Below are 17408 nucleotides of genomic sequence, written 5' to 3'. Positions count from 1 at the left end.
GGACGGGTGTCCATGGCCTGCATCCTCTTCGTCCACCAGAACTTTCCCGGCCAGTACAAGCACCTGGCCCCGGCGCTGGCCGCCCAGGGCCACACCGTGCATGCCCTGGCGCTGCACGGCCAGGGCCATGCGCCGGCCGGCGTCACCTTGCACCGCTACCGGCTGGGGCGGGGCAGCACCAAGGGCCTGCACCCCTGGGTGGGCGACTACGAGACCAAGGTCATCCGCGCCGAGGCAGCGGCCCGCGCCGCCCTGGCCCTGCGAGAACAAGGCCTGCAGCCGGACCTCATCTGCGTGCACCCCGGCTGGGGGGAGTCGCTGCTGCTGCGCGAGGTTTGGCCCCAGGCCCGGCAACTGCACTACGTGGAGTTCTTCTACGGCGCTGAAGGACAGGATGTGGGTTTTGACCCCGAGTTCGCCGGGGTGGACTTTGACACCCGCTGCCGCCTGGCCATCAAGAACACCAACAACCGCATGAACCTGGCGCTGATGGACTGGGGCCTGAGCCCCACCCACTGGCAGCGCAGCACCGTGCCCGCGCCCGAGCGCGGCCGCATCAGCGTCATCCACGACGGCGTGGACACCGCACGCCTCACCCCCGACCCCGCTGCCCGGCTGCAGATGGCCGACCTGGACGGCCAGCCCGTGGACCTGCGCCGTGGCGACGAAGTGCTCACCTTCGTCAACCGCAACCTGGAACCCTGCCGTGGCTACCACGTCTTCATGCGCGCGCTGCCCGACATCCTGGCCCAGCGCCCCCAGGCCCGTGTGCTCATCATCGGCGGCGACGGCGTCTCCTACGGCGCCGCCCCGGCCGAAGGCAGCCACAAGTCCCGCTACCTGAACGAGGTGGCCGGGCGCCTGGACCACAACCAAGCCCGCCGCCGCGTGCACTTTCTGGGCCGTGTGCCCTACGACACCTACCTCCAGGTCATGCAGCTCAGCCGCGTGCATGTGTACCTGACCTATCCCTTCGTGCTGTCCTGGTCCCTGCTCGAATCCATGTGCCTGGACACCACCGTCATCGCCAGCGACACCGCCCCCCTGCACGAGGTCATCCAGCACGGCGACACCGGCTGGCTGGTCAACTTCTTCGACCCCGCCGCCCTGGCCGACCGCGTGGCCCGCAGCCTGGCCGACCCCACCGCCGACGCCCCCCTGCGCCAACGCGCCCGCGCCCTGGTGCAAGCCCGCTACGACCTGCACCGCGTCTGCCTGCCCCAACAGTTGGCGCTGGTGGACCAGATGCTGGCGGGGGACATCCCGCCGGGGTGAGGGTTGGCGGGGTACGACATGGCCGGCATCATGCTGGGCCATGGATGCCCAGGCTGCTGCCCGCCAACACCCGTCAAGACAGGCGCGAGAGGCGCTGTGGATACGACGGGGGCGGGTGACAACTGCATTTGGCAATGCGTTGGGGGAGAGCATCGCAAGCCAGAGCCAGCCCGAGCTGAACGTGCCGCCGCCGGTCTCGGCCGACGAGAAGGCGGCCATCCTCGGCCTGTTCGCGGATGGGCCAAGAGCAGCGTCGACTGGGCAGGTGTTGAGCCCTGTGTTCGGTCGCACGTTTGCCGAGGACGCGGCGGTTCGCAAGGCGCTGAGCGACCCCGACGGTTTCATGCAGCGCGGTCGTGATGGCGCGCCCTTGTTCGCGGGACCGGCCGTGTTCAGCCCTGACGATGTGATGCGGCGTTGGGAGGTGACGGGCACGAAGCCTGTCTATGACTTCGGCGACCCTCTGGAGTTCGGCGGGGGTGATGGCGACCTCTTGGCCGGCGCTGGTGGTGTACGCCTGATGCGTACCGGGGGCGGCAGCACTCGCACTCCATTCGCGATGAGCGCCAATCGCCGCTCGGCCGAGGTGCTGGACACGCTGAGCAACGCCGACGCCCTGGGCCTGATACCCGAGGCGTACCGCGACATCAAGCAAATCGCGCCGATGCTGGCTGAAGCTGAGCGCATGAATGCGCTGGAGAAGCTTCAAGGTGCGTTGCGTGCACGGCTCGGTCCGCGGGTCATGCCAACACCTCAAGACTTGGGTGCGGTGCGTGGCATCTATGGTGATGGCTCGCAGCGCTTCGACACGGGTGACTTGATTGACCGCTACTCGGATGCGCTGCGCAAGGTCGGCCTTGCGCAGCAAGGCGTCGTCGAGCTGGACTACCGCAACTTCGAAATCAAGGCCATCGGCAATCAGCGGATGACGCCCGAGCAGTACATGGACCAGATTGAAAAGCGGTACCAGAAGGCATTCGCGAGCGCTGTCGCAAATGGCGAGAGGCTGTTCGATGCCGGAAAATTGCCCTATCCAGTCGACAGGCCCAAGCAGCTTCAAGTCGGACTGTTTGCTGATGATGTCGCCAGGAGAGCACGGGTGAGTTACAACCAAGTGCTGGGCGTGCTAGAGGGGCCGGGCCAGGTCATCAGCTTGAACCGCTGGGCATACGACATGACAGGCAGCGGCCAGTATGTGAGGCCAGACGTGTTCATCGACCTTGGCCCTGGCCGCCGGTCTTGGATTGATGGAAAGACCTCGTTGATGGACGCGCAGACCATGACGCACCAGTTCGAGAACTTCTACCGCTACACGGGCTCAACGGCGGGCAAGGTAGCGACGCCTTATGGCGTGGTGCCGATTCATCTGCCAGTTGCGCCCAAAGTGAAGCTCGGAAGGTGAGGCACATGAGAAGCGCAAAGGCTGTGAAGCAGTTCTTCCACACCCTGACTGGATTGCAGGGTGGCATCGGGCTGTACAAGGAGGGTATTGATGAGTTCCTCCTATCTCACGGGTACCCCCGCTACAAAGAGGAGGTCGAGGCCATCCGAGACGGCCTGGAAGACCTCGGGCTGTACGAGGTGGTGCGTGGTGCGATAGACCGCTCCGAGGTGCTCGTGCGCGAGGGCCAGTTCGAAGAGGCTGAGATGCTGGTGCTGGAAGCCAACCGCAAGCTGTCGAAGGCCTCCGGTGTTGATGACGACTTGCGTCGCTTGTACAAGTCCGCCAACGACTGAACAAAAAATTGGGGTCAGGTCTTGCATCCCAACATTCCCCGTAGTTGTCTATCGAACAACAAAGGGCCCCAGCCACCCCACGTCAGCCGCTAAAAGCTGGGGGTGACGCTGGAGCGTCGGGAGACGCTCAGACTTGCGGGCTGTGCGTGCGTGCGAGGGTGCGTGGCGCGGCTTCAGGGCTTGGTGGTTTTGTCCTTGGGCGTCACAAACCCGATGGGCCGCTTCGGTGGATAGGGCGGATTGGGCGGGGTCATCAGCTCGCGCAGGGCATCAAAGACCTGCTTGAGCTGGGTGCGGGTGTTGCGGCTGAAGGTGTCGTGGTGGATGGCCAGCGCCTCGGTCTTTTCTTCGAGTTTGGCCGAGCGCTGGGCCAGATCCTCGCGCAGGCCCGCGGAATGAACCGCCCTGACAATCGCATGGCGTGGTGGGCCGCCCAGCGGCGCCTACCCAATGGGCTTGGTCCAAAGACGGCGGGGCCCAGTCTTCCATCCGTACGCCCCTTTTAAAAATGGTGCCGAGGCCCGGCTTTCACCCCAAAGTGCTTCTTCCCGCCACCCGGCTGGCACGGGCGGCCTTGGCCTGCCGCACCACGGCATGGGTGGCGTCGGCCACGGCGGGCAGGTCTGGGGCGGCGATGGGGTCCATGGCCCCGTCGTCAAACGAGATGAGGTAGCGCGCCATGGCATGGCTCCCGGGGGGGAGGCAGGCGATGCGGGGGTTCAGGTGGGGCGCAGGTCCACCGGCAGCTCGCGGCGTGCTTGGTCGGCCTGCCGTGCCAGGTCCAGCAGCTGCATGACCTGCAGGGCCTCTTGGGCTGGCACGGGGTTGGGGCCTTGGCCGCGCAGTGCGGCGGCGATGCCGGCGTAGTACGCGGGGTAGCGGCCGGCCTGGGTGGGCCAAGGCTGGTGGGTCAGGCGGTCAGGCTGGTCGGGGTGTTGGGCCAGCAGCAGTTCGCCTTGCTCCAGCGTTTGGCCCCAGGCTGCCGGCTGTGCGGGGTCAGGGCGGTGGCCGGCTTTCAGGGCGTCTTCCTGTGGGTCTAACGGCCAGCTGCGCCACGCCCCGTGGGTGCCTTGCAGCTCAAAGCGGGGGCCGGGCAGGGCGCTGAGCATGCTGGCGCCCAGGGCTACCCGCAGGCCGTTGGCGTAACGCAGCTGCACGCTGGCGTGGTCGTCGGCCAGGCCACCCTCGCGCAGGCGGGCGATGTCGGCGCTCAGCGCCTGCGGTGTGCCAAAAAGCTGCAGCGCCTGGTCCAGCAGGTGCGGCATCAGGTCGATGAACAGGCCGCCGCCCGGCACGTCGGCCTCGCGCCAGCGGGCGCGCACGGTGGGGCGGTAGCGGTCAAAGTGCAGGCGGGCGTGGCGCAGCGTGCCCAGCCGGCCGCTGGCCAGCAGCGCCTGTGCGGTGAGGAAATCACCGTCCCAGCGCCGGTTGTGGAACACGCTCAGCAGCTTGCCCTGTTGGCGGGCCAGGGCCAGCAGGGGTTCGGCCTGCCTGGCGTCCAGTGCAAAGGGCTTGTCCACCACCACCGCGCAGCCGGCGCGCAGCGCGGCTTCAGCCAGGGGCACATGGGTGTCGTTGGGCGTGGCCACCACCACCAGGTCCAGGTCGCCGCGGGCCAGCAGGGCAGCGGGCTCGGCATGCACCGTCACCTGCGGGCCCAGGTCGGTCAGCACCTGCGCGGGCTGGCGGCTGGCCACCGCCACCAGCGCCAGGCCAGGGGTGGTGCGCAGCAGTGGCGCATGGAAGGTGCGGCCGGCGTAGCCATAGCCCAGGAGGCCCACGCGCAGGGCGGTGCCGGCGTCCGGCAGGGGGAGGGGGGAGGAAACCATGCCCCTCATTCTCAAGCAGGTCTTGTCCCGGTGGTGACAGGGGGCCGGTGGCATGATGGACCGCCCCCACGGGCGACGCGGCAGCCCATGCAGCCACCGCGTCGGCCGCCGGGCCGGCCGGTGGGCGGGCGCCCGCCGGCGTCATGCCACAAGCTCTTGCCTCATCCCCCAGGAGACACCTGACCATGGGTCATCCCGATGCCGCGCTGACCGCGGCCCTGTCCAGCGCCAACCCGTTGCTGCAACCCACCGCTGCGCCCTACCACCTGCCGGACTTCTCCCGTCTGGAGCCGGCCCACTTTGTGCCGGCGCTCGAACAGGCCATGGCCGACCACCTGCTGGCCCTGGACGCCCTGGCCACACAGGCGGCCGCCCCGGACTTCGACAACACCGTGGCGGCCTTCGACCGGGCCGGTCACGCGCTGGACCGGCTGGACCACTTGCTGGGCCAGCTGGCCGCCGCCACCGCCAGCCCGGCGCTGGATGCGGTGCATGCGCAGATGAGCGGTGCGCTCGCCGCCCACCGTGCCCGGGTGGGGGCGCACGCCGGCGTCTTCCAGCGGCTGGATGCCCTGCATGCCCGGCGCGCAGACCTGGCCCTGGCGCCAGACCAGCGCCGCCTGCTGGAGCGTCTGCACGGCGACTTCCTGCGTGCCGGGGCCCGGCTGCCGCCGGCGGCCCAGGCGCGCTGCGCCGCCCTGTTGCAGGAGGAGGCCGAGCTGGGCGCGCAGTTCGTGCAGAACGTGATGGCCGATGAGGCGTCCTTTGGCCTGGCGCTGCAGGGCGAGGCCGACCTGGCCGGCCTGCCGGCGGCCATCCGTGACGCCACCCGCGCCGCGGCCCAGGAGCGTGGCCTGCCCGAGGGCAGCCACCTGCTGACCCTGGGCCGCTCCCATGTGGAGCCTTTCCTGGCCTTCTCCGACCGGCGCGACCTGCGCGAGCAGGTTTGGCGCGCCTTTGTCGGCCGGGGCGGCGGCCGCGGCACCACCGACAACCGGCCGGTGGCCGCACGCATGCTGGCCTTGCGCCAGGAACTGGCCACGCTGCACGGCCATGCCTGCTATGCGGATTTCGAGCTCACCGGCAACAGCATGGCCGGTTCGGCCCAGTCGGCACAGGACCTGCTGACGGCCATGTGGCAGCGGGCGCTGCCGGCCCTGGCCCGCGAGCAGGCGCTGCTGGAGGCCGCCCGCGCCCAGGCCGGCGACACCGGCCCTTTGCAGCCCTGGGACTGGGCCTACTGGTCCGAGAAGGTCCGCCAACAGCGCTTTGCGGTGGACGAGTCGGCCCTCAAGCCCTACTTCACCTTGCCAGGCATGGTGGCGGCCATGTTCGAGGTGGCGCAGCGGCTGTTCGGCCTGACCCTGGCGCCGCGTCACGACCTGCCGCTGTTGCATCCGGACGTGCAGGCCTGGACGGTGAGTGACCGCCAGGGCCAGGCCATCGGCCTGTTCCTGCTGGACCCCTATGCCCGCGCCGGCAAGCAGTCAGGGGCCTGGATGACCGACTTCCAGCTGCGCTGCGCCAACCGCGGCGTGGACGAGGCGGTGGTGCTCAACACCAGCAACTTCGCCCGGGGGGTTGACGGTCAGCCCTGCCTGCTGTCCTTTGACGACGTGCGCACGCTGTTTCACGAGTTTGGCCATGGCCTGCACGGTCTGCTGTCCCAGGCCCGCTATGCGTCCCAGGCCGGCACCAATGTGCTGCGCGACTGGGTGGAGCTGCCGTCGCAACTGCTGGAGCACTGGGCCAGCGATCCCGAGCTGCTGCGCCGCCATGCCCGCCACTGGCAGACCGGTGAGCCCCTGCCGCTGGCCTTGCTGGAAGGCCTGCAGCGGGCCCGCCATTGGGGTGAGGGCTTCACCCTGACCGCCTACCTGGCCAGCGCCCTGGTGGACATGGCCCTGCACCGCCTGCCCCAGCCCCCGGCAGCCGAGGCCCTGGAGGATTTCGAGCGCGAGCTGCTGCAGGGCCTGGGCATGCCCCCGGTGCTGGCCCCGCGCCACGGTGTGCTGCACTTCCAGCACCTGTTCTCCGGCCCGGGCTATGCCGCCGGCTACTACGTGTACCTGTGGGCCGAGGTGCTGGATGCCGACGCCTTTGAGGCCTTCAAGGAGGCCGGCGACCTCTACCACCCCGAGGTGGCCGAGCGCCTGCACCGGCTGGTCTACGCCAGCGGCGACACCCTGGACCCGCAGCAGGCCTACCGCGAGTTCCGCGGCCGTCTGCCGGCGCTGGAGCCCCTGTTGGCCAAGCGCGGGCTGCTGCCGGCCTGAGCACCACCGCCCGGCCGGGGCTGGGGGGCAGTCGCGCTCCATGACAAAGGCCCCGCCGGCAAGCCGGACGGGGCCTTGTGCTTTCAGGTCCTGCAGGCCCGATGGGCCTGCGCAGACTCAGGCGAACTTGGGACGGCCGGGGCCCTTGCGGAAGGGGGCGCCTTCGCCTTCGCGGCGGGGGGCGCGCTCACCACCACGCTCGCCGCGGTCGGCGAAGTGGGCACGGTCGCGCGGATGGCGGTCGCCAAAGCCGCCGCGGTCGGAGAAGGCCGGACGCTCGCCATGGCCGCGGTCGCGGTGGCCGCCAGCAAAGTCGCCGCCACGGTCGGCAAAGCGCACGTCGCCCCGGAAGGCCGGGCGCTGCTCGCCACCGCCGTGCGGGGCCTGGCCGCGCGGGGCCTCGTCACGGCCGCGGGCCGGGCCGCGGTCAAAGCGCTGGTGGCCGAAGCCGGTGCGCTCGCCGTAGCCTTCGCCACCACGCTCGTTGTGGCGGAAGCCGCCGCGCGGGGCGCCACGGTCACCAAAGCGGGGGGCGCCGCGAGCGGGGCCGCGCGAGGTGCGGGTGGCCAGGTCCGGCACCGGACGGCTGGGCTCCAGGCCTTCCACGGTGCTCACCGGGATCTGCTGGGTGGTGTAGTGCTGGATGCGGCGGATCATCGGCACGTCGCGGCGCTCGGCCAGGGTGACGGCACGGCCCGAGCGGCCGGCGCGGCCGGTGCGGCCGATGCGGTGCACGTAATCCTCGGCCTTGAGCGGCAGGCCGTAGTTGATCACGTGGGTGATGGTCGGCACGTCAATGCCGCGGGCGGCCACGTCGGTGGCCACCAGGATGCGCAGCTGGCGGTTGCGCAGGCCCGAGAGCACGCGGTTGCGGCGGCCTTGCGGCATGCCACCGTGCAGCGAGGCCACGGCGTGGCCCATCTCGGCCAGGCGGTCGGCCAGGGCATCGGCGTCGATCTGGGTGCTGGTGAACACCACGGCCTGATCCACCTCGCGGTCGGTCAGCAGGTGGTCCAGCAGGGCGTGTTTGTGGTCCAGGTCGTCGGCCCACATCAGCTGCTGGGTGATGTTCTCGTGCTTCTCGGTGTGCGCGGCGATTTCGATGCGCTCGACGTCTTCCTTCTGCAGGCGCTGGGCCAGGCGGCCCACTTCACCCGCGAAGGTGGCGCTGGCCATCAGGGTCTGGCGGCCGGCGGGCAGCTTGTCGGCGATGTGCTCGATGTCCTCGATGAAGCCCATGTCCAGCATGCGGTCGGCTTCGTCCAGCACCAGCATCTCGACGTTGTCGAGCACGGCCTTGCCGCTCTCGATGTGGTCGATCAGACGGCCGGGGGTGGCGATCAGGATGTCCAGCGGGCTGCGCAGGGCCTTGATCTGGGCGGGGTAGGGCACGCCGCCGACCACGCTGGTGACCGACAGGAACTGCACGTGGCGGCCATAGTTGGAGGCGGCCTTGGCGACCTGCATCGACAGCTCGCGGGTGGGCACCAGCACCAGGATGCGGGGGCCCTTGACCTCGCCGCGCTTGGGCTTGTTGGCCGGGTCCTTGCGGGCTTCCAGCACGCGCATCAGGGCGGGCAGCACAAAGGCGGCGGTCTTGCCGCTGCCGGTGCTGGAGCACACGCGCAGGTCCTTGCCGGCCAGCGCGGCGGGAATGGCCTGGGCCTGCACGTCGGTGGGGTTCTCGTAGCCGGCGGTGGTGAGCGCGCGGACCAGGGCCTCGTCGAGGCCAATCGTTTCAAAAGTCATGGAATGCAGTCAATGCATGGCACCGCCTGCTGCAGGGCCGGCGGATGCACGGTGGGACAGTCACACATCGCCACCGACAGAAGACACCGCGCACTTGCCGCAGACAAGGGCGCGCGATGCACCGGAAGAAGTTGCAGCCAGAAGCGCCGCGTGACTGCCCGCCCAGATGGAGGGGGGAGGATGCACGCCGCGGCCAGGCCCGGGCCACCGGAACGGTCAGAGGGGATGAACGGATATGCCTGGCTGTGCCAGGCCGCCGGAGCGTCCAGGTGGGAAACCACTTGGCGCCGTGGGGCGGACGTCTGAACTCTGCTGGGTGCGGCCGGGCGGGGTGAGCCGTCAAGGTCGCCAGGTGGGGCGGGCTTGGGACATCAATCCTTGGGGCGCCTTGATGAAGGTCAGACGGGTGACTCAGATAGGCAGCCCGCAATGATAGAAGAAACCCTGAATTTTGTCCAGTTGCCGGTCCATCGGCCATCGTGGGCGCCGCCAGCGGCGGCTCGCCGGTGGCGTGGGAGCCTGGAGGGTGACGCCGCCGAGGCCGACCTGCGCGCCCGCAGGTCTTTGCGGGGGCAGGGAACTTGTGGGCCTCGCCAGGCACGGACAATGTGTCTCCACTTTTCGTCGTGAAACACGGTGTCCATGTCTGGTGAAGCCTTCTTGACGCGCGCGGCCGTTTGCGCCGGTCCCGCCCCCCGGCCCGCCACCCGGCCCGCTACCCGCGCCGGTGCCCGGGTTGCCTGCCTGGCCGGTGCCCTGGCAGTCCTGACGACAGGCGCCGCCAGTGCGGCCCAGCCCGCTGCGGCCGCCCCAGGCGCCGCACCGGCGCCGGCGCCGGCACCGGCACCGGCACCGGCCGCCAGCGCCGCAACGCCAGCGGCTGCGCCCGCCCCGGCGGTCTCGCCCGCCGAGCCGCCTGCGCAGCGTGTGGAGGTGAGCGCCAGGCGGGTGGACGAGGACCGCGAGCGTCGGCAGAGCACAGCGGCCAAGATCATCATCGGGCGCGAGGAGATCGAGCGCTTTGGCGATGCCTCGGTGGGCGAGTTGCTCAAACGCCTGCCGGGGGTGTCGGTCCAGGGCGCGCCGGGCCGCGGCGGTCAGATCCGCATGCGGGGCTTGGGGAGCGGCTACACGCAGATCCTGCTGGATGGCGAGCGGGTGCAGGGGGGGCTGTCCCTCGATGCCATGGATCCCGACCAGATCGAGCGCATCGAGGTGCTGCGTGCCCCCACCGCCGAGACCGGCGCCCGTGCTGTGGCCGGCACCATCAACATCATCACCCGTGGCGGATTCGTCAAGCGGCTCAACGACCTCAAGCTGGCGGTGGGGGGCGACCGCGGCGACCTGCAGCCGCATGTGGCCTGGTCGCGTGACGACCGCCTGGACGAGACGCTGGACTATCACCTGTCCCTGAGCACCGGCTACAACCCGGTGCACGACAGCCGCCACACCCTCACCGAGCAGGTGGACGCGGCGGGTGTGCCGGTGCGCCGCTGGGGCGAGGACCGGGAGAGCTACACCCGCCGCAGCAATGTCCACCTGGGCGGGCGCCTGCGCTGGCAGGCCGGTGAGGGCCGCAGCCTGACCCTCAACCCCATGTGGATCCACACCCAGGGCACGGCCCGCCACGTCACCGAGGTCCCGGCCGAGGACGTGCTGGGCGAGGCGCCCTACCTCTCCAACCTGGAGCGCGGCGACTGGCGCTGGGAGCTGGCCCGCCTGAACGCCCACTGGCGCCAGCCGGTGGGCCCCGGTCGCCTGGAGGTGCGCGCCGGGGCCGGCCGGGCCTCGTTGCACGCCGGGGCCCAGCGCACCGACCTAGCGGCCGACGGTGGCGTGGCGCTGTTTGACGACGCGGCCCGCGCGGTGGAGCACACCCGCAGCCTGAACCTCAAGCATGAGGTGCTGGGGGAGAACGGCCACACCCTGACCTCGGGCGGCGAGTGGGAGGGGGCCCGCCGCATGGAGCGCCGCGCCTCTTCGCTGGAAAGCAGTGCCAGCGTGGGCGGGGTGAGCCTGGACACCGATCTGGACGCCCGCAGCGACCGCTGGGCGCTGTTTGTGCAGGATGAGTTCAAGGCCAGTGCCCAGTGGACCACCCAGCTGGGCCTGCGCTGGGAGGCCATCGAGACCCTGGGCCAGGGGGATGAAGCCGTTCGCCACCGTGCCGACGTCTGGACCCCACTGGCCCACGCCCTGTGGAAGCCCGACCCCCGCAGCCGTGACCAGTGGCGGGTGAGCCTGACGCGCAGCTACCGCTCGCCCAGCCTGCAGCAGCTGGTGGGAAGCACCCAGCTGTCGCGGGGGGAGAACAGCGCCACCAACCCCGACCGCGCCGGCAACCCCCGGCTGAAGCCGGAGCTGGCCCGCGGCCTGGACGTGGCGATGGAGCGTTACCTGGCTGGCGGTGGCATGCTCAGCGCCTCCTTCTTTGTGCGGGAGATCGACGGCTACCTGCGCAACGTGGTGCAGGCCGAGGCGCAGCAGGACGGGACGCAGCGCTGGGTGAGCCGGCCGCGCAACCTGGGTCAGGCGCGCACCCTGGGGGTGGAGCTGGAGGTCAAGGGAAAACTCAGCGAATGGTGGCCTGAGGCCAGCCGGACCGACCTGCGCGCCAACCTCAGCGTCTACCGCTCGCGGGTGGCGCAGGTGCCCGGCCCGCACAACCGGCTGGACCAGCAGCCGGACGGCCAGCTCAACCTGGGGCTGGACCATCGGCTGGAAGCACTGCCGGTGACCGTGGGCGGCAACCTCAACCACACCCCGGGCTACACCACCCGCCTGGCCGAAGACCAGTGGTTGGTGCGCAACCGCAAGACCGTGCTGGACCTGTACGGGCTGTGGACGGTGCGCCCCGACCTGCGTTGGCGCCTGAGCGTGGGCAATGTGGCCGGCATCCCCACCGAGACCACCAGCGTCGCCGGCACCGAGACCACCCTGGGCCGCAGCCCCACCGACCTGAACTGGCGGCTGCAGCTGGAACTCAAACTGTGAACGTCCACCGACACGCCGGTGTCCGGCCTGCCGGGTGGGGGACAGGGTGCTGACGGGGCCGCGGCCTGGTCTGGCCACCGGGCTGGCCCGATGGGCCCTGGCGGCCTGGTGGGCCGTGGTGGGCTGGCTGGGGGCGGCCGCGCTGGCCTGGGCGCAGGCGGTCGGCCCTGCGCCCGTGCCTGACATCGGGCCCCAGGGCTGGCCTTGGCAGGCCAGCCTGCAGGCGGTGGAGGCGGGTGGGGGCGGGTTCGACTCCGGTGCCAACTCCGCCTCCGCCCCGCAGCCGGTGGCGCTGCCGCTGGCCTGGCGGTCCGGCCAGGACGGTCTGCCGTCGCATTGGCGCCTGATCCTGCACTTCGAGCTGCCTGCCGTGCCCACTGTGCTGTGGGCCCTGCGGCTGGACCGCCTGCCGCCTGACCACGACATGCGGCTCAATGGGCAGCCCCTGTCCGGTCGGGGCCTGGGTGAGCAGGATGTGCGCCGCTTCACTGTGCGGCCGCACTGGATCGAGCTGCCTCCCGCGCTGCTGCGTCCCGGGGTCAATGTGCTGACCGTGGAGATTGACCGCCGTCGCAGCGCCGGCGGCATTGACGTGCCGGTGCTGGGGCCGGCCCACCTGCTGCGACCGGCCCTGCTGCGCCACCAGCTCTGGGTGGTTGATGTGCCCCGGGAGCTCAACGTGGTGGCCGCCGGCCTGGCCCTGTTCATGGTGCTGCTGTGGGCGCTGCGGCCCCAGGAGCAGGTGCTGGGCGCCTTTGGCAGCCTGTGGGCCCTGCTGTCGCTGCGCAATCTGGCCTATTACGCCGAGGGCCAGGCCCTGCCCATGCCGGCTTGGCTGAGCGAGTGGCTGTTCTTCCTGGCGCAGTGGGCGGCCGTGGGCCTGCTGCTGACGCTGGCGGCGGTGCTGGCCCACCAGGTGCCGCCCTGGCGGCATCCGCGCTGGCGGGTGGTGCTGCCGTGCCTGCTGGGCGCGGCCGGCCTGCTGGGCGCCTGGCAGGGCATGCCCACGGTGCGGGCCTTGGCCTATCCGGTGTTCATGGCGCTGTCGGCCTGGGCCTTGTGGCGGCTGTGGCGGGCCATGGGACGGGCCAGCCGCCATCGGCGCGCCGGCCTGCTGCTGGCCTATGCCATCGTGGGTCTGACCCTGGTGCACGACTACCTGTTCGCCACCGGCCGCCTGGCGGTGGACGCGGTCTACTGGACCCCTTACGGCACACCAGCGGTGATGCTGGCCACGGCCCTGCTGCTGCTGCGTCGCTTTGTGGGTGCCCTGCGCCAGGCCGAGAGCCTGGGGGCGGTGCTGGAGGCGCGCGTGCGTCAGCGCACCCTGGACCTGGAGGAGGCGGTGGCCGCCCGCAGCCGTTTCGTGGCCGCGGCCAGCCATGACCTGCGCCAGCCGGTGGCCGCCATCACCTTGCTCAGCGGCCTGCTGGCCGAGCAGTGGCGCGCCGGCAAGCCGGCCAACGCGCGGCTGCTGGAGCGGCTGCAGGCGGCGGTCTCGGCACTGGAATCCCTGTTGCAGGGGCTGTTGGACCTCTCGCGTTTCGAGGCCGGCGCGGTGCAGGCCCGGCCCCAGGCCGTGGACTTGCGCGCGCTGGTCGAGCGGGTCGCCCGTACGCTGGAGGCCGATGCCCAGGCCCGTGGACTGCAGTGGCGCCTGCGGGTGCCGCCGGCCTGGGTGTGGGCCGATCCGCTGCTGCTGGAGCAGGTGCTGCGCAACCTGCTGGGCAATGCGGTGCAGTACACCGTCCACGGGGGCGTGCTGCTGGGGGCACGCCCGCTGGCCGGGGGCTGGTGTCTGCAGGTCTGGGACACCGGCTGCGGCATTCCGCTGGCCCAGCAGGCGGCGGTGTTCGAAGCCTTTGTGCAGCTGGACAATCCGGCCCGCCAGCGGGGCCGCGGCATCGGCCTGGGCTTGTCGCTGGTGCAGCGGGCGGCGCGGCTCATGGGGGCCACCGTGCGCCTGCGCTCGGTGCCCGGGCGGGGCAGCTGCTTTTCGCTGTGGTTGCCCCCGGCGCGGCCGGTGCCTGCACCGGGGCCGCGGGCAGGGGCGCAGGAGGCGCCCGGTGCCGACGACGGCGGTGGTGAGGGTTTGGCGCCTGTCGCCAGCCATGCGCCGCTGCCCCCGGTGGCGTCCGGCCCGGCCTTTGCCGTCTGGGTGTTGGAAGACGATGGCCTGCTGCGCGACGCCCTGTGCTGGCAGTTGCGGGCTTGGGGCCTGGCGCCGGTCGGGCTGGACAGCCTAGCGGCCCTGCGTCAGCGCTTGCAGGCCTGCGCGGCCGATCTGTCGGGACCTGACCTGGCGTCTCCCGTCCTGCTGACCGACCACCGGCTGCCCGATGGGGATGCCGCCCGGGCGCGGGCCGCCTTTCTGGCGCGCTGGCCGCAAGGCACGGGCCTGGTGGTGACCGGGGACACCGGCGCCGCGGACCTGCAGGCCCTGTCGGCGCTGGGCTGGCCGGTGCTGCACAAGCCCTTCGGGCCGGACACCCTGCGCCGGGCCCTGGCGCGTGCTGGCGGGTGGAACCCGCCGGCTTGAGGCCGCCGGCCGGCGCCAGGGGGCAGCTGGGGCGGCGGGCGTTGAACCGGCTTGTGGGGGGACGCCTCAGGGCGTCCGGCGCCAGCCTTCGCGGGCGGCCAGCACCACGGCCTGGGTGCGGGTGCGGATGCCCAGGCGGTCAAAGATGGCCTGCACATGGGTCTTGACCGTGGACTCCGAGAGCGCCAGCCGTTGGGCGATGCGCTTGTTGGACCAGCCGGCCACGATGCCTTCCAGCACCTCGGACTGCCGCGGCGTCAGGTCCCAGCTGATGGCGCCCCCCAGGGTGGCGGCGGGCGCATCGGTCAGCATGCCGGCCAGCCCTTCGGGCACGTGGATACCGCCGGCCATCACCTTACGCAGCGCCACCTCCATCTGGTCGAAGTCGGCCCGTTTGGAGATGAAGCCGGCCGCACCATCCTCCAGCGCGGCGGCCATGGTCTCAGGCTGGTCGTGGCCCGAGAGCACGATCACCCGGGCCGGCGAGCCGTGCTCGCCCACGCTGTCGAGCGTGCGGTGCAGGGTGGACAGGCCCCGGCTGTCGGCCAGGCTCAGGTCCAGCAGCACCAGGTCCAGGTCAGGCGTCTGGGCGATCAGGCGCAGGGCGTCGGCCAGGTGGTCGGCATGCAGCAGCGTCACGGCGGGGTGGTGGGCCTCGATCATCATCGTCAGCGCCTCGCGGAACAGCGCATGGTCGTCCACCAGCAGGCATTTCATGCCTGTTCTCCCGCGTCCTCCTGTGCCACCAGGCGCACTTCCTGGCCTTCCAGCAGCACCCGCTGGCCGGGCCGCAGCTTGCAGGTCTTGCGCGTCTCGGTCTGGCCGTCCACCTGCACCAGGCCTTGGGCGATGAGCTGCTTGGCATGGCCGCCACTCTGGGCCAGGGCCAGCACCTTGAGGAGGGCGTCCAGGGTGATGTGGTCGCCCCTGATCCCAAAAGTTAGGGGTTGCGTTGACTTGTCTGCGCTCATTGCCCCATTGTCGCCGCAAGTCCCAGGCCGTCGCGGGCCAGTGCCTGCGCCAGCAGCGTGTAGGAGCGGCGGCGGGCTTCCCGGTCCCAGCACCAGGTGTTGACCACCAGCTCCGACAGGCCGTAGCGCTGGGCCAGCGCCCGCAGCTGGCCGGCCACCTGGGCCGGATCGCCAACGAAGGCCCGGGCCCTCACCGGGGCCAACCGGTCCAGCTCCTCGGCGCTGAAGCCTTCGGCCGCCACCGCCTCGGGTGGCCGCAGCGGGCCCAGCCGGCCGCGGTCGCGGTCCAGGCGCCAGCGCTCACGGCTCAGGGCCAGGTGTCGCGCCTCGTCGGCTGTGGGGGCCACCAGGGCCCACACGCACAGCGTGGCCTGCGGCCGGGCATGCCGGGCGCTGGGCCGCCAGGTCTGGTGGTACAGGGCCATGGCTTCGTCCGCCCCCTGGCCATCCATGAAGAACCAGGCGAAGGCATAGGGCAGGCCCATGGCCGCGGCCAGGCGGGCCCCGTAGTCGGAGCTGCCCAGCACCCACAGCTCGGGTGTGCGTTCGGCCTCCTGGCCCTCGGGCGGACGCGGATGGGCCAGCAGGCCCGCGTGGCGCTGCCCGCCGGTCCAGGCCAACAGGGCCTGGATCTGGGCCGGGAAGTCCTCGGCCCCCGGCGTGGCGTGGGGGTTGAGTGCCCGGGCGGTGCGGCCGTCGCCGCCCGGCGCCCGGCCCACGCCCAGGTCGATCCGTCCCGGGGCCAGCGCGTCCAGCACCCGGAACTGCTCGGCCACCTTGAAGGCCGAGTAGTGCGGCAGCATCACCCCGGCGCTGCCGATGCGCAGGCGCTGGGTGCGGGCGGCGATGGCCGCCATCAGCACCTCGGGGGCCGAGCCCACGATGGTGGGCAGGCCGTGGTGTTCGCTGACCCAGAAACGGTGGTAGCCCAGGGCTTCGGCATGGGTGGCCAGCGCCAGGCTGTCACGCAGGGCCTCATCTTCGCCATGGCCGGTGCGTGCCACCGACTGGTCCAGAACCGACAATCGCAGCTTTTCTTGCATGCGACCAGCATGCCATGCCCGGGTCCGGCGCCTTTTGTGCGGGGACTTGGGCCCATGGCGTACGGGGCCTCGGGGGCCCCTGCGCCTGATTTCACTGCAGCTTTCGGCCCGCCGGGGCCCCACACCATGAGCACTCGTGTCCTGTACGGCTTCCACGCCGTCTTCACCCGCCTGAAGATGGCGCCTGAGACCCTGCTGGAGGTCCACATCGACGCCACCCGTCGCGATGCCCGCATGCGGACCTTTGTCGAGCGGGTCAAGGAGGCCGGCCGGCCCCTGGTCGAGAGCGACGACGCTCGCCTGACCCGCTTCTCCGGCGGGCCGCGCCACCAGGGCGTGGCCGCCAAGGTGGCCCCGCTGCCGGCCCGCTATTCGCTCGACGAAATCATGGAAGAGGTGGAGGCCGCCAAGGCCGACGCCCCCCTGGTGCTGGCGCTGGACGGCGTGACCGATCCGCACAACCTGGGCGCCTGCCTGCGGGTGGCCGATGGCGCCGGAGCACAGGCGGTGATCGCACCCAAGGACCATGCCGCCGGCGTGAACGCCACCGTGGCCAAGGTGGCCTCCGGCGCCGCCGAGTCGGTGCCTTACCTGATGGTGACCAACCTCGCCCGCTCGCTGGGTGAGCTCAAGGAGCGCGGCATCACCGTCATCGGCACCAGCGACGACGCCGAGAAGACCCTCTACGACGTGGACCTGACCGGCCCGGTGGCCCTGGTGCTGGGGGCCGAGGGCGCGGGCATGCGTCCGGTCACCCGCAAAGCCTGCGACCATCTGGTGCGGATCCCCATGTCCGGCGTGGTGGAGAGCCTGAACGTCTCGGTGGCCGCGGCGGTCTGCCTGTACGAGGCCCGCCGCCAGCGCCTGGCGGCCTTGCCCGCGGCAGGGCAGGACCCGGTGGAGGAGGGGGCTGAGGCCCCGGACGCGGCAGGCACCGCCACCGGGGCCACGGCCGACGCCGCCACCGGCGACGCCTGAGGCCCCCGCACGCCGGT

The 17408-nt window shown here is 71.4% G+C and carries 13 protein-coding genes; 7 read left to right on the top strand and 6 right to left on the bottom strand.

The window, feature by feature from the left end; translation table 11 throughout:
- The first annotated feature begins 12 nt into the window (after positions 1–12).
- From G3A44_RS06555 to G3A44_RS06545, 3 genes are read left to right on the top strand one after another with little or no spacing between them, the layout of a single operon-like run.
- Entirely contained in the window at positions 13–1275 is a 1263-nt protein-coding gene (locus G3A44_RS06555; protein ID WP_163456695.1) for a glycosyltransferase, read from the top strand.
- Between the two features lie 40 nt (positions 1276–1315).
- A complete protein-coding gene (locus G3A44_RS06550; RefSeq protein ID WP_163456694.1) occupies positions 1316–2677 on the top strand; it encodes a hypothetical protein in 1362 nt (453 codons plus the stop codon).
- Between the two features lie 23 nt (positions 2678–2700).
- Entirely contained in the window at positions 2701–3012 is a 312-nt protein-coding gene (locus G3A44_RS06545; protein ID WP_163456693.1) for a hypothetical protein, read from the top strand.
- A 528-nt stretch (positions 3013–3540) separates the two neighbouring features.
- Here the strand turns inward: G3A44_RS06545 and G3A44_RS06540 are convergent.
- On the bottom strand, positions 3541–3693 hold the full coding sequence (locus G3A44_RS06540) for a hypothetical protein (RefSeq protein ID WP_163456530.1): 153 nt from the start codon (positions 3691–3693) through the stop codon (positions 3541–3543).
- 38 nt (positions 3694–3731) lie between these two features.
- Complete coding sequence (locus G3A44_RS06535) at positions 3732–4841, bottom strand: oxidoreductase (protein ID WP_163456692.1); 1110 nt, start codon at positions 4839–4841, stop codon at positions 3732–3734.
- 185 nt (positions 4842–5026) lie between these two features.
- Between G3A44_RS06535 and G3A44_RS06530 the strand changes: the two genes are divergently transcribed.
- Positions 5027–7117, top strand: a complete 2091-nt coding sequence (locus G3A44_RS06530) for a M3 family metallopeptidase (protein ID WP_239061732.1) — start codon at positions 5027–5029, stop codon at positions 7115–7117.
- A 117-nt stretch (positions 7118–7234) separates the two neighbouring features.
- Here the strand turns inward: G3A44_RS06530 and G3A44_RS06525 are convergent, their stop codons facing one another.
- On the bottom strand, positions 7235–8866 hold the full coding sequence (locus G3A44_RS06525; RefSeq protein WP_163456691.1) for a DEAD/DEAH box helicase: 1632 nt from the start codon (positions 8864–8866) through the stop codon (positions 7235–7237).
- A gap of 642 nt (positions 8867–9508) precedes the next feature.
- Between G3A44_RS06525 and G3A44_RS06520 the strand changes: the two genes are divergently transcribed.
- Complete coding sequence (locus G3A44_RS06520; protein ID WP_163456690.1) at positions 9509–11860, top strand: TonB-dependent receptor plug domain-containing protein; 2352 nt, start codon at positions 9509–9511, stop codon at positions 11858–11860.
- 46 nt (positions 11861–11906) lie between these two features.
- A complete protein-coding gene (locus G3A44_RS06515) occupies positions 11907–14399 on the top strand; it encodes a sensor histidine kinase (RefSeq protein ID WP_163456689.1) in 2493 nt (830 codons plus the stop codon).
- Between the two features lie 66 nt (positions 14400–14465).
- Here the strand turns inward: G3A44_RS06515 and G3A44_RS06510 are convergent, their stop codons facing one another.
- The 3 genes from G3A44_RS06510 to G3A44_RS06500 are packed head-to-tail and all read right to left on the bottom strand — an operon-like array spanning position 14466 to position 16401.
- On the bottom strand, positions 14466–15116 hold the full coding sequence (locus G3A44_RS06510) for a LuxR C-terminal-related transcriptional regulator (protein ID WP_163456688.1): 651 nt from the start codon (positions 15114–15116) through the stop codon (positions 14466–14468).
- A complete protein-coding gene (locus G3A44_RS06505) occupies positions 15113–15370 on the bottom strand; it encodes an RNA-binding S4 domain-containing protein (RefSeq protein WP_163456687.1) in 258 nt (85 codons plus the stop codon). The genes G3A44_RS06510 and G3A44_RS06505 overlap by 4 nt, the downstream gene beginning before the upstream one ends.
- On the bottom strand, positions 15367–16401 hold the full coding sequence (locus tag G3A44_RS06500) for an LLM class flavin-dependent oxidoreductase (RefSeq protein ID WP_163456720.1): 1035 nt from the start codon (positions 16399–16401) through the stop codon (positions 15367–15369). The genes G3A44_RS06505 and G3A44_RS06500 overlap by 4 nt, the downstream gene beginning before the upstream one ends.
- Before the next feature lie 138 nt (positions 16402–16539).
- Between G3A44_RS06500 and rlmB the strand changes: the two genes are divergently transcribed.
- The gene (rlmB, locus tag G3A44_RS06495) at positions 16540–17391 is read left to right on the top strand and encodes a 23S rRNA (guanosine(2251)-2'-O)-methyltransferase RlmB (protein WP_163456686.1); all 852 of its coding nucleotides are present in this window, start codon (positions 16540–16542) and stop codon (positions 17389–17391) included.
- Positions 17392–17408: the final 17 nt, after the last annotated feature.

This window comes from Ideonella livida (genome assembly GCF_010499455.1).
GTDB classification, from domain to species: domain Bacteria; phylum Pseudomonadota; class Gammaproteobacteria; order Burkholderiales; family Burkholderiaceae_C; genus Ideonella; species Ideonella livida.
This window is presented reverse-complemented; position numbering and strand designations above follow the sequence as displayed.